Here is a 13,894-nt window from a genome sequence, read left to right as displayed (position 1 = left end):
ATTTTGTTGTATAGATCTTAATTAATTGGGAAAACACATTCTTTATAAATATAAAAACTATAAACATTAGTGATAAAATTTGAAACATAAAATCACTGAAAATGGGGGATGCTACTACTGAGTATCGTTTTATCTTTATAGATAATTTATAAAGTGAAAAACTATATATGTTTTGGAAAGAGAACTTGAAATTGCCTATTACTCCAGAAGATAAAAAGTGGGTAGAAGAAAGTATTGCGTTTCTTGATGATAAGTTAAAAGGACGAGAGACGAAAACTGTATTACCAACTCATCCTTATTTTAGTAAGAAGTTTGAAGGCACGCTATCAGATGCTAAGTTTGTATTGAATCAGGTTATGCAACTAATGGGAATAGAGGATGTAAGTATTCAGTTGAAATTATTCAATGAGGGGGCAGTAAAAATGGAAGATGGTAGCATTCTTACTACTCCAGCCGATATCAATGGGAGATGGAAAGGTACGGCAGGGATGTATCAAAATTTAAATGATGTTACTACGATTTTTATAGCCACCGATCAGCTTAACAACTTAGAAACTCTAATTGCTACAATAGCTCACGAACTATCACATCAACTGCTTTTAGGAGAACAATGGATTAAGGATAATGACGAGTATCTCACAGATCTTCTGGCCATAGTATGTGGTTTTGGAATTTTTATTGGAAACTCTAAATTTAATTTTTCTTCAGAACAAATAGGAATTGGGAACAATTGGAAAATGAGTAAACAAGGGTATTTACCAGAGCAAGTTATTGCCTATTCGATGGCATATTTATCAATTAAACGAGGAGAATCTATTGACTATGCTAAATTTCTAAATAAAACTGTAGCAAAATATTTCAAGCAAAGTATAAAGTATCTTAAAAAAAATGGTGTAACAGATTCTGTTTCGAATTCTGTAAAAGAAATTAAGACTTCACAAGAAGTTGTAAAAACACCTACCAGGCTTAAAGAAGATTTTTTGGAAGAAATACAACAGGAAACACCCGAAAATGCTAAAGAATTCAAAATAGATACTATTGAGGGAATAGAGAAGATATCTTTGGTAGAAGCTTGTGCTCAAGAAGATATTCCATTAGTGAAGCATTTACTACAAATAGGGGTAGATATAAATACGACTTCTAAATTAGGGTTTTCTGCGTTGAATATGGCAGTCATTAAGAATAATATCAAGTTAATACATATGCTTCTTGATGCTGGTGCAGATATCAATCTTCAGAACACAGCTGTGTTTGGCTTAGGTGAAACACCACTTATATCTGCGGTTAAGGAAAATAATGCAACTGTTATAAAATTAATATTAGATCATGGTGCAGATCCTAACACACCAAATTACTTTCATAAAACACCTTTGATGATAGCAGCACAAGAAAATGCTCTGGAAGCAGTAAAAGTACTATTAGAACATAAGGTGCCGATTGAACATGGAACCCACACGGGTTTATATACAGAAACGCCACTATGTATTGCGGTCTTAAATAATCATACAGAGATGGTTACCCTTCTTGTACAGAATCGGGCAAAGACCAAACCACTTAGGAAATTACCGCGACATAAGATTAATCCTAAAATGGTAAAGTGGTTAAAACAACGTAAATATTTATAAAAAGCGGTATCTCTCGTTTTAAAGCGCTACACTTTGAAACAGAAATACATTTAAACAAGGGAGTTTTTCCTTCATGAAAAAACAACAGTTTTATTATTATAGACCAGTAATTTTCTTTCAAGATGATGTTTAATAGCTCGAGATAATACAATTTTTTCGAGATCACGACCTTTAAGAACAAAATCATGTGCATTATGAATGTGCGATACACGCGCAATCTCTTGCTCAATAATAGGTCCGCCTTCTGGATCAGAAGTTACATAATGACTTGTTGCGCCAATGATTTTTACACCTCTTTCATAAGCAGAGTGATATGGCTTTGTTCCAGGAAAAGCAGGTAAAAAAGAACGGTGTATGTTTATGATTTTATAAGGAAATTGCTCTATAAAATCAGAAGAAATAATTTGCATATATCTCGCCAGAACTACAAAGTCAATATTATGTTCTTTTAGAAGTTCTATTTGCTGTGTTTCAGCTTGTTTTTTGGTATCTTTTGTTACCGGAATATGCTTAAATGGGATATCAAAAGCATCAGCGATAGGCTTAAGATCTTCATGATTACTTATAATAATAGGGATGTATACTTTTAGTTCTCCAGAGGCATATCTTCCCAAAATATCATAAAGACAATGATTGTATTTAGAAACAAAAAGAGCCATTCGAGGCTTCTTTTCTGTATCATACATTTCCCAATGCATGTTATAATTTTCTGCAACGTGTGTAGTAAAGGACTCTTTAAATAACGCAAGTTTTTCTTCGTCTTCATCAAATTCGCATTCTAATCTCATAAAGAATTCCTTTAGTTCACGATCTACATGCTGTTCTATGTATATGGTATTCCCTTTTTTGGCCAGAATGAAATTGGTGACTGTTGCTATAATTCCTTTTCTGTCGGGGCAATTAATTAATAGGGTTGTTTTTTTCATTATGACTTGTGTTTTCTCAAGACATAAACTTACTATTATTGAACTGATTTTAGAAATTGTTTTTTTCTTAAATTTTATGAATTAGCCTTATTCTTTTATTGATTTGAACTGTATTGCCTTGATCAATGTATGATTTTTAGAAAACTAACATAATAAGTATTAAATTTGAACTATAAATAATGAAAGCATTTGATAGGTTAAATAAATTATATAATTCTAAAAAAATAATCCTTTTTGATGCGTATTTCGTAAATTAGCAGCACTAAAACCACTTTTTATTATCAATGGAACAAAAAGCACCATATACACCCAAGAATAAAGTAAGAATAGTTACCGCAGCTTCATTATTTGATGGACACGATGCGGCTATTAATATTATGCGCCGTATTATCCAATCTACAGGAGTAGAAGTCATTCACTTAGGTCACGATCGTAGTGTAGAAGAGGTTGTGAATTGTGCCATACAAGAAGATGCTAATGCTATAGCTATGACTTCCTATCAAGGAGGGCATAACGAATATTTTAAGTATATGTATGATTTGCTAAAAGAAAAAGGAGCAACTCACATTAAAATATTTGGTGGCGGTGGTGGAGTAATCCTTCCCGAAGAGATTAAAGAACTGATGGATTATGGGATTACTCGTATATACTCTCCTGATGATGGAAGAGAATTAGGGTTACAAGGAATGATTAATGACCTTGTAGAAAGGTCGGATTTTCCTATAGGAGATCAGCTTAATGGAGAAGTAGAGCATCTGGTAGAAAAAGAAATCGGTTCTATTGCTCGAGTTATTTCTGCAGCAGAAAATTTTCCTGAAATAGCTAAAGGAGCCTTAGATCAAATACATATAAAAAATAAAACGTCAAAAACACCTGTACTTGGTATTACTGGTACTGGTGGAGCTGGTAAATCATCATTAGTTGATGAGTTGGTTCGCCGGTTTTTAATTGATTTTCCAGAGAAAACAATCGGATTAATTTCTGTAGACCCTTCTAAACGTAAAACGGGAGGAGCATTATTAGGAGATAGAATTAGAATGAATGCTATTAATTCTCCAAGAGTATATATGCGTTCTCTGGCTACACGCCAATCTAATCTGGCATTGTCTAAGTATGTGGCAGAAGCTATAGAAGTGCTTAAAGCTGCTGAGTTTGATCTTATCATTCTCGAAACTTCGGGAATCGGTCAGTCTGATACCGAAATCTTAGAGCATAGTGATACTTCTTTATATGTAATGACACCAGAATTTGGTGCAGCAACGCAATTAGAGAAAATAGATATGTTGGATTTTGCAGACTTGGTAGCCATCAATAAATTTGATAAAAGAGGCTCTTTGGATGCATTACGAGATGTAAAAAAACAATATATGCGTAATCATCAATTATGGGATATTCCACAAGATGAGTTACCAGTATTTGGGACTATTGCTTCGCAGTTTAATGACCCGGGGATGAATACACTCTACAAGGCAATTATGGATAAAATTGTAGAGAAAACCGGAGTTGAGTTGAAGTCTGATTTTCATATTTCTAAAGAAATGTCTGAAAAGATATTTGTTATTCCACCAAGTAGAACTCGATATTTATCAGAAATCTCAGAGAATAACAGAGCATATGATAAAACTGCAAACACTCAGGTAGAAGTTGCACAAAAATTATATGGTATTTATAAAACGATCTGTAGCGTTGCTAATGTTGATTCTATTGCTTTATCTAAGAATGGTATTGAAGAAGAGAGTCTTCAAAATGTAAAAACCGAGGATAATGCATCATTTTTGAAGTTACTTTTAGCAGAGTTTGATAGAGTAAAACTTAATCTTGATCCTCATAATTGGGAAATTATTACAGGGTGGGCTGTTAAGATCAAAAAATATAAAGATCCTATTTATTCTTTTAAGGTAAGAGATAAAGAAATTAAAATAGAAACACATACAGAATCTCTGTCGCATAGTCAGATTCCTAAGGTGGCATTACCAAAATATGAAGCCTGGGGTGATATCTTGAAATGGTGTTTACAAGAAAATGTACCGGGTGAGTTTCCTTATGCTTCGGGCTTATATCCTTTTAAACGTACCGGAGAAGACCCAACACGTATGTTTGCTGGAGAAGGTGGTCCCGAACGTACCAATCGTCGTTTTCACTATGTGAGTTTAGGAATGCCGGCTAAGCGACTTTCTACTGCCTTTGATTCGGTAACACTTTATGGAAATGATCCCGACCAAAGACCTGATATTTATGGTAAAATTGGTAATGCAGGAGTATCAATTTGCTGTCTTGATGATGCAAAGAAATTATACTCTGGATTTGATTTAACACACGCCATGACTTCGGTAAGTATGACCATTAATGGTCCTGCACCAATGTTACTAGGTTTCTTTATGAATGCAGCGATCGATCAAAACTGTGAGAAATATATTAAAGAAAATAACCTTGAAACCGAAGTAGCGTCGAAAATCAAAAAAATATATACCAAAAAAGGAGTAGAACGTCCAGAATATCAAGGCGAACTCCCTGAAGGTAATGATGGATTAGGACTAATGCTTCTTGGTGTTACAGGAGATCAGGTATTACCCGCAGATGTATATAATGACATTAAAGCTACAACCTTAAATACTGTTCGTGGTACAGTACAGGCAGATATACTTAAAGAAGATCAAGCACAAAATACTTGTATTTTCTCTACAGAATTTGCACTGCGTTTGATGGGAGATGTACAAGAATATTTTATTGACAAACAAGTACGTAACTTCTATTCGGTATCCATTTCTGGATATCATATAGCAGAAGCAGGTGCAAATCCAATCACACAGTTAGCATTAACATTGGCAAATGGTTTTACTTATGTAGAATATTATCTAAGCCGTGGAATGGATATTAATAAATTTGGACCTAACTTATCCTTTTTCTTCTCTAATGGTATTGATCCAGAATATGCAGTTATTGGGCGTGTAGCACGTAAAATATGGGCAAAAGCTTTAAGAAATAAATACGGAGCAAATTCTAGAGCTCAGATGTTGAAATATCATATTCAAACCTCGGGTCGATCATTACATGCCCAGGAAATTGATTTTAATGATATTCGTACAACACTTCAAGCTTTATATGCGATTTATGATAATTGTAACTCATTGCATACCAATGCTTATGATGAAGCGATTACCACGCCAACAGAAGAGTCTGTGCGTAGAGCAATGGCAATACAATTAATCATTAATAAAGAATTAGGACTAGCTAAAAATGAAAACCCAATTCAGGGATCTTTTATTATAGAAGAACTAACAGATCTTGTTGAAGATGCGGTATTAGCAGAGTTTGACAGGATTACAGAACGAGGAGGAGTGCTTGGAGCTATGGAAACCATGTACCAACGTAGTAAAATACAAGAAGAGAGCTTGTATTATGAAACGTTGAAACATAATGGAGAGTTTCCGATTATTGGAGTGAATACATTTTTAAGCTCTAAAGGATCACCAACGGTAACACCAGGAGAAGTAATTCGTGCAACAGAAGAAGAAAAGCAGTATCAGATCAAAATGCTAAACGAATTGCATAAAGGAAATGCTGACACTACAGCAGAACTACTAAAAAACTTACAACAAAAAGCAATCAGTAATCAGAACATTTTTGAAGCTTTAATGGATGTATGTAAAAAATGTTCTTTAGGCCAGATTACATCAGCACTGTTTGAAGTAGGAGGGCAGTATAGACGAAATATGTAAGTTGCTTAACTCGTAAGAGCGAAGCATAATATAGAATTCTTTTAACAAAACCTCACAGAGATACTTAGCTTGTTTCGGTATCCCTGTGAGGTTTATTGTTTGTAGCATTAGACGAACTCAATTCAATACTCGATTTATTTAGGGTTTATCTAAGAAAGATTAATAATGATCAAAATTTCAATATCTTTAGGCATGAGTAATACCATTTTAACTTTGAAATTGGTATAAAAATCTAATTCGTGTTTAGTACCATAGAATATACAGTAACCGCAATTGTGTGCCTTATTTCGGCAATAGTAATTCAACGTATTTTTAGCAAAGAAAAACTTCGTGGAGCTGATAAAAAAGCTATTCATGGAATCAAGTGGTTTGGACTGGCAATATTTGTTTGGGGTCTTGGAGCCTTGGTTAACTTGATTATGGTTGAAGGATTACAATGGCCTTCGACCAATAAAATCCTGATTTATTTTGGAGTACTGGTTTCTTTGGCAAACTCATTGTTTATTTTATTATCCCTTCCTTCAATAGAACATCCTCAAAAACCTGGGATTGTAGTGCGACTGGTACAACGTTTTAGTGTTCGCGAATTTATAGGGCTCTTTTGCGGTGTTTTAGGAATGATCACTTTTGTTTTCATCGCATCTTCCTATGGCAATCCCGAGATTAGTAATAATTTTATTTGGTTGATTGATATCCCTATTTCTATTTTGGTGGCTATTTCATTGCTTTATGAGCTTAATAAAGCTTTTGTAGGAAGGCAAATGAGATTTATGTATTTACCCACGTTTGCATTATTTGTTTTAATTGTAATCGCTGTTTGCCATCGTATGATACCGCAGGATAGAGTTTTACAATTTATTGATCAGCAATTCTGGGGAGTATTAGGTAGTATTACTGCTATTTCGTTCAAATTTCTTTTTATTCTTTTATTTTCTATTCTTTTATACAGTTGGAAATTTCTTTCAGAAAAAGAACAACAGCAAAGTCTGGCTCAAAAACTGGAAATTCAAAAAGCTAAACTCGAAAAAGAAAAAGAACAATTGCTATTGGCAAACGAAAGCCATTTGGATACGATCAAGACATTAAAAAATAACCTAAAAACGATAAAAGCAACATCAAAAATAGAACTTTCCGAAAGACAAAAAGAGGTTTTAGGATACCTGGCGTATTATGGAAGCTATAAATCATATACCGAAATTGCCCAGGAAATGCACATTAGTACAGATGGATTTCAGACCCATATCCATCAAATAAAAAAGATGCTTAACATAAGTGGGACAGGGGGAAAAGAACAGTTGATTGCTTTTGCAAAGGCTAATAGTTTTCTTCAGTATACTTCACTAAAAGATGATACGTAACCGTATGCTTAACCATTCTGGTCATAAATTTTGAATACTACTTAACCTTTTGTAGTGTTGGTTTTTAGAGCAATTTGCTTTAAAAATTTCACTATGTTATTTCCTTGTATTATTTCAGAACAAAATTTAGATGAAAATATCAATCGTGTTTTTGGTGATGCTACCAGTTGGTTTGTCGATGCAATTCTGGCCGAAATCCCAATCACAGAGACTGTAGGAATTCCTTGGGTGGTTGTGGTATTGATATTAGGAGCTGGATATTTTACGCTGTATTTTAAGTTTATTAATGTAAGAAGTTTTTATACCGCGATACAAGTGGTTCGGGGAAAATATGATGCTGTAGAAAATTTGGATCAGGAAGGTTCTAATGATTTATCTTCTGAAAGCACTTTAGTAAAAGAAAAAAATACTGATGATGTAAATGGAGAAGTTAGTCATTTTCAGGCATTAACTACAGCCGTTTCGGCTACAGTAGGACTGGGTAATATTGCTGGTGTAGCAATTGCCTTATCTATTGGTGGTGCGGGAGCAACACTCTGGATGATCATTATAGGAGTGTTGGGAATGTCTTCAAAATTTGTAGAATGTACATTGGGAGTTAAATACCGGGAGGTAGATAGTGATGGAAAAGTTTTTGGTGGTCCTATGTATTATTTAACCAAAGGGTTAGGAGAAAAAGGTTATGCCAAATTAGGAAAAGTTCTATCTGTGCTTTTTGCTATTATGTGTATAGGTGGATCGTTTGGTGGTGGTAATATGTTTCAGGTAAATCAGGCATTTAAATTGTTTGATCATGTGATAATTTCGGATAACTCAATGTTACATGGACAAGGTTGGGTGTTTGGAGTTATCATGGCAATATTAGTTGGTGTTGTTATCATTGGCGGAATCAAAAAAATAGCAAGTGTCACGGATAAAATTGTACCCTTTATGGTATTGATTTATATCGCAGCAGTTTTGATTGTTTTGGTATTGTATAGCTCTGCTATTCCTGCAGCGTTTAGAGCGATTTGGGAAGGTGCTTTTCATCCTGAAGGAGTAATGGGAGGTTTTGTAGGAGTATTGGTTCAAGGGTTTAGACGAGGAGCATTTAGTAATGAAGCAGGAGTTGGTAGTGCTTCAATAGCTCATAGTGCTGTAAAAACACGTTTTCCTGCAAGTGAAGGACTAGTGGCATTGCTCGAGCCTTTTATCGATACTGTGGTTGTGTGTACAATGACTGCTTTGGTGTTAATTATAACCGGGCAGGTAGATACAAGTACCGAAATTGATTTTGAACAAGGTGTTCTCCTTACTGCTTCTGCATTAGAGAGTGGTGTCTCATGGTTTCCGTATCTCCTCACAATTGCAGTATTACTTTTTGCTTTCTCTTCTATGATTTCATGGTCATATTATGGATACCAGGCCTGGAGCTATCTTTTTGGAAGAAGCAAACGCACAGAATACTTGTATAAGTTTATTTTTTGCTGTTTTACAGTAATAGGTGCTGCAGCTACATTAAATGCAGTTACAGATTTTAGTGATGCAATGATTTTTGCTATGATGGTACCTAATATGATAGGTTTATTTTTATTAAGCCCTAAAGTAAAAGATGAATTAATACGCTACAAAAAAAGTATTGCCGGAAGGATAAAATAATCAAAAAATATCATGAAATAGAAATCTATAAAAAGTATACTTTATAAACTCATCATCCAGGAACGTTGCAGATGTTTAAATTTTCTAAGTTCTTTACGCAATAGAATTAAGAATTCTTTTCCGTTACTTTCGGATTGCTCGAGACGCTCACAATTTTTATAAAGCTTATTGGTAATATGTATTAGAGAAGTAGCATGCCTTATACGCTCATCTTGAAAGACTTGGTTTTCGGCTTTAATTATTTTAGGAGCCAGCGCATCTGATTGTCTTATGATGTCACCTGTAAAATAAATATGAGGATTCTCACTCCCATTATTTTGTAATGCAGCCAAGTCATGAACAAGATAATTTGAAATGCTTCTCGAGAGTGTAAATATCTCAAGAGCTTTCTTGTATAATCTTTTATTTCGGGGCTGTAATCTCATATTAGTTTGTTACTTCAAAAATAATGTTATTTTTAGTATTTTTTCTTTATTATTTAAAGTCAAATGATTAATTTACATTAGCAATTAAGGACTTTTGTTATTTTTTGCTTAAAAATGAAATTTTTGTAAATGAAATAATAATTAGAAGATGTAGCTATATATAATACAGAGCATAAAAGTATAGATAAGGATAGAAAAAAGATGCTTATGCAAATTCTAAATGATCATTAAAAAAATGAAAAATACACCAATGAAAATAGATGCTATAAACTGGGATATTCTAAAATGTTTGCAACAAAATGCAAGATTATCTAATACTGAGATAGGAAGAAAAGTAGGTTTAAGTTCTCCTGCAGTTGCCGAAAGGATAAAGAAGATGGAAGATTATGGAGTTTTAAAAGGATATATTGCCGATGTTTCATATACCAAAACTGGGTATCAATTAAAGGCAATAATCACGCTGCGAGCATTTATGGGAAGATTAAAACCATTTTTGATAAAAGTATCAGAATTTAAGGAAGTCATGAATTGTTATCGAATCACAGGTAATGAAAATATAGTTATGGAAGTAGTATTAAGAGATCAGATACATTTGCAAGAATTTATAGATAGACTTATTACTTATGGAGAAGTCAAAACACATATTATACTTTCTAATCTTATCGAGAATAATCCAATTACTGGTCATGCCGAATTTAGAGAATTAGACATCTAATTTATGGCATGAGATTTGATTATATCTATACAAAGAACAATCTTTATCTTGTGTGAGGACATTAGTATGGGGAACTAAAGAGAGTACAGGGAAAAGGTGAAAAACGTCTGAATGCATTCAGACGTTTTTTTATTGTTCTAATCCAGATTTCATTAAATTTATAGAATAATTATGCATCTTTTTGTACTCCTTTTAGTCCTATAGATATATAATTATATTAAATCATAGCATTATGAAAAATAAAGAATGTACCTGCACATGTTCAAGTTGCGCAGAAGGGCAATGTTCTAACTGCTCCATTACTAGGACGCGAATGTACAGGATGTAGCTGTTAACAATAACTTCCCTATTTCTATTAAAAATAGAAATAGGGATATTTCTGTTTTGATTTATGGAAACTTCGAATCTTTGGAAAACCTATCATAAAGACATTAGATTGTTTATAAAAAGTAAAGTGAAAAACGATCAAATTGTTGATGATTTGATACAAGAGACTTTTATAAAGGTACATAGTAATAAAAATAAACTTAGAGATCATTCTAAAATCAAATCCTGGTTATTTACAATTGCAAGAAATATAGTATATGATTATTTTAAAGAAAATAGACAAACTACAGATTTTATAAATGAACAAATATATGAAGAGACTGATACTGATCATTCTGAAAAAGATTGTCTCCCAGAATTAATAAATAGATTGCCAGAAAAATATCGAAACCCATTACTTCTTTCTGATGTGAAAGGTCTTAAGCAAAAACAAATTGCAGAACAATTAGGAATACCTTTGTCTACTGTTAAATCACAAATACAACGTGCTCGAAAAATGATCATACAAGGGTATATGGATTGCTGTGACTATAAACTTAATGATGAAGGGAAATTAGTAGGAGAGACTAAAGGGAAGGAAAATTGTAAAATATGTAGATAAAAAAGATATTAAAATACTGCTAAAAGCTATTAGGTGGTGTTTTTTTTGTGTTATTTAGTTATAAATTCATTGTGTTGTGTCAATATTGTTTCTTAAAAAGCATCTCTTTTTTGTTGTACTTTGCATAAGCTTCATAAACTATGGGCAAAATACGCTTACACTCAAAAAGGGTGTTGTTATGGATTCTTTGATTATTCCTTCTACAGGTAATCATTTTAGTATTTATTTACCCAAATCTTTTGATTTAGATAAAAGTTGGCCCTTACTCTTGGGGTTTGATAGTTCGGGAAATACAGGAAAAACTGCGCAATTATATAGGGAAGCAGCTGAAGAACAAGGGTATATTGTAGCTATTAGTAATTTTCAGAAAGATCAAGAAGCACAAAAAAGAGTAGAGTATGTATCTGATTTTATGAGCCATATTTTTTCTCTTTTTCAGATTCAAAAAGGAAGAGTCTACATTGCGGGGATACAGGAAGATGCAAAATTAGCAAGTCTACTAGCCGCTTTATATCCTAATGAAGTATTTGGGGTAATTGCAATAGAAGATACTTATTTCTATGATTCGAGAATAAGGATTAAAAAAAACTTCTCTTATCGGGGTATTGTAAGTATTGATAATTATAGGTACCAGGATTTTTTCAATATTAAAAAATACTTAAAAAGCAGGGCAGTTCCTGCTGAGGTTTATGTATGTGAGAAAGATTCTGGATTACTACTCAATAAACATATAAAAAAAACACTTTCTGATTTTACATTACACGCAATGAATAAAGGAAGGATGCCAATAGATTCAATTTGGGTTCGAGGTTTATTTCAGAAAGAAATGAAACAAGTAGAATCTTATCAGGGTGAAGGTAGATTCTTAAATGCTTTTAATGAAGTAAAACGTATACGACTCAAATACGGCGTTTTTTTTAATACTAATGATCTAAAAGAAAAACAGAAAGAAATTAAAAAAACTAAAGAGTATAAACAACAGAAACGACTAGAGGCAAAATACCTGAACAAGGAAAGTTTTCTTAGAGAAGCATATTTACTTTCTATGGAGGAAGATATCGGAGTAAAAGAGTTTGAAAACTTGGGGTGGTGGAAATATCAAATGTCAGAATTAGATACCTTGATTTTAGGCAAAGAAAAACATGCCCGTCATATGGGGTATAGAATGAAAGGTTATGTGAGATATCTGGTCGATAGTTATAAAAATGAACTTCCTGAAAAAGAAGAAAATCTGGAAGAAAATTTATTCCTTAATATATTGAGTACCATAGTGGATAAAAAGGATTTTGAATCTTATCGAAAAATAATTTCATTAAGTGCCCAGGATCAGGATAATGAAACAGCTTTGTTTTATTTAGAGCAAATGCTGAAAAATGGATATAAAGATCTAAATGCATTGTATACTATAGAAGGTACATTAGCCTTGAGAATATCTAAAAAGTATAATGAATTAGTGAAAAAATACCTCGGAAATTCTAAATACTTCTTTTCAAAATAAATTGAAATCATAAAATTTTGTGTATTTCATCGAATTTATGTGTTTTTTGTCGTAGTTTTTTTGGTTTGTATGATTTTTTTACATTATATTTACAATAGTAAAAAATACTTGATGTGTCATCCAGAATTAACATTTTAAACTGTATGACGATATGGATTTAAAATATTAGTTTGGAATACATCAGGGATAAATTAAGTGTGAGGACATTAGTCTAAAGACCCCGAATCTTGAAGCTAAAGAGAGTACGTAATTTTCCCTAAATACTGAAAGCGATCTGAATAAGATCGCTTTTATTATTTTTATTTATTAACTACAAGATGAGGTACATTTTTCAGGTTCCAATCAATTACTAATCCTCCTGCAAGTGATCTTGCAATTTCTGCACCATATAGATATTCACATAAATATAATGCAGCTTCAAAACTTTTAGCACCTCCGGCAGAAGTTATATACTTTTTGTCATGTACAAATAGGACTTCTTTTCTGATATCCAGGTTGGGAAATGTACTACGCATTTGATCTATATCGCTAGGAAAAGTAGTGGACACCACATCATCAAGAACTCCAGCTTTAGCGAGAACAAATGCTCCATCACAGTGCGAAGTCATAAACGAGGCAGTTTTATCAACTTGTTTTACAAAATCAATCATCACTTTATCATCTAAATCGGTATCTAAATGGTGCTCGGCACTAGGAACTACCAAAATATCTATTTTAGGCAAAGAATCTTTTACATAATTATAATCAGGTATAATTTTTACACCTTCAAACGTGGTTATTGGGTGATCTGTATTTGCAACTGTAAAAACATTCATTTGTTTTATGTTCTTACGATATTGAGTATGTTGAAAAATATCAAAAGGAGCAGTAAACTCAGTATTATAAGTTCCATCCATAATGAGGAAAGCAACATTATATCGGTTAGGTTCTAATTTGGGAAAACTCTTTTTCTTTTTTACTGTTTCTATTTTTGTTTCTACAGTATTGGATTGCTTTTCCTGCTGTACTTGAGTACAACCATAAATTAATATAATACAAAAGGTGAAAAAGAAATTTTTCATT

Annotated in this window: 10 protein-coding genes; 7 read left to right on the top strand and 3 right to left on the bottom strand. The window is 32.8% G+C overall.

The features are described 5' to 3' along the window. Window positions 1-167 precede the first annotated feature (167 nt). Complete coding sequence (locus DG435_RS10115; protein ID WP_108840599.1) at window positions 168-1,625, top strand: ankyrin repeat domain-containing protein; 1,458 nt, start codon at window positions 168-170, stop codon at window positions 1,623-1,625. A gap of 71 nt (window positions 1,626-1,696) precedes the next feature. On the opposite strand, the gene purU is transcribed toward DG435_RS10115, so the two are convergent. Further along, complete coding sequence (purU, locus tag DG435_RS10110) at window positions 1,697-2,551, bottom strand: formyltetrahydrofolate deformylase (RefSeq protein WP_106792329.1); 855 nt, start codon at window positions 2,549-2,551, stop codon at window positions 1,697-1,699. Window positions 2,552-2,835: 284 nt separating this feature from the next. Here purU and DG435_RS10105 point away from each other — a divergent pair, with 284 nt between their 5' ends. From DG435_RS10105 to DG435_RS10095, 3 genes are all read left to right on the top strand, one after another. Continuing rightward, entirely contained in the window at window positions 2,836-6,270 is a 3,435-nt protein-coding gene (locus DG435_RS10105; protein WP_106792330.1) for a methylmalonyl-CoA mutase family protein, read from the top strand. A 239-nt stretch (window positions 6,271-6,509) separates the two neighbouring features. Further along, entirely contained in the window at window positions 6,510-7,628 is a 1,119-nt protein-coding gene (locus DG435_RS10100; RefSeq protein ID WP_106792331.1) for a hypothetical protein, read from the top strand. 93 nt (window positions 7,629-7,721) lie between these two features. After that, window positions 7,722-9,266, top strand: a complete 1,545-nt coding sequence (locus DG435_RS10095; RefSeq protein WP_106792332.1) for a sodium:alanine symporter family protein — start codon at window positions 7,722-7,724, stop codon at window positions 9,264-9,266. A 41-nt stretch (window positions 9,267-9,307) separates the two neighbouring features. Here the strand turns inward: DG435_RS10095 and DG435_RS10090 are convergent, their stop codons facing one another. Further along, on the bottom strand, window positions 9,308-9,691 hold the full coding sequence (locus DG435_RS10090; RefSeq protein ID WP_106792333.1) for a hypothetical protein: 384 nt from the start codon (window positions 9,689-9,691) through the stop codon (window positions 9,308-9,310). 250 nt (window positions 9,692-9,941) lie between these two features. Here DG435_RS10090 and DG435_RS10085 point away from each other — a divergent pair, with 250 nt between their 5' ends. The 3 genes from DG435_RS10085 (at window position 9,942) to DG435_RS10075 (ending at window position 12,832) form a co-directional block, all read left to right on the top strand. Next, on the top strand, window positions 9,942-10,406 hold the full coding sequence (locus tag DG435_RS10085) for an Lrp/AsnC family transcriptional regulator (protein ID WP_024772129.1): 465 nt from the start codon (window positions 9,942-9,944) through the stop codon (window positions 10,404-10,406). 391 nt (window positions 10,407-10,797) lie between these two features. Then, entirely contained in the window at window positions 10,798-11,334 is a 537-nt protein-coding gene (gene sigZ, locus DG435_RS10080) for an RNA polymerase sigma factor SigZ (RefSeq protein ID WP_106792334.1), read from the top strand. A gap of 178 nt (window positions 11,335-11,512) precedes the next feature. Then, window positions 11,513-12,832 carry a hypothetical protein gene (locus DG435_RS10075; protein WP_106792335.1) on the top strand — a complete coding sequence of 440 codons (1,320 nt, stop codon included), beginning with the start codon at window positions 11,513-11,515 and terminating at the stop codon, window positions 12,830-12,832. A gap of 299 nt (window positions 12,833-13,131) precedes the next feature. Here the strand turns inward: DG435_RS10075 and DG435_RS10070 are convergent, their stop codons facing one another. Next, window positions 13,132-13,893 (bottom strand): DJ-1/PfpI family protein, encoded by a 762-nt coding sequence (locus DG435_RS10070; RefSeq protein WP_106792336.1) that lies wholly within the window; start codon window positions 13,891-13,893, stop codon window positions 13,132-13,134. Between the last annotated feature and the right edge of the window lies 1 nt (window position 13,894).

Origin of the sequence: Aquimarina sp. Aq78 (genome assembly GCF_900299525.1) — a bacterium.
Lineage (GTDB): Bacteria > Bacteroidota > Bacteroidia > Flavobacteriales > Flavobacteriaceae > Aquimarina.
This window is presented reverse-complemented; position numbering and strand designations above follow the sequence as displayed.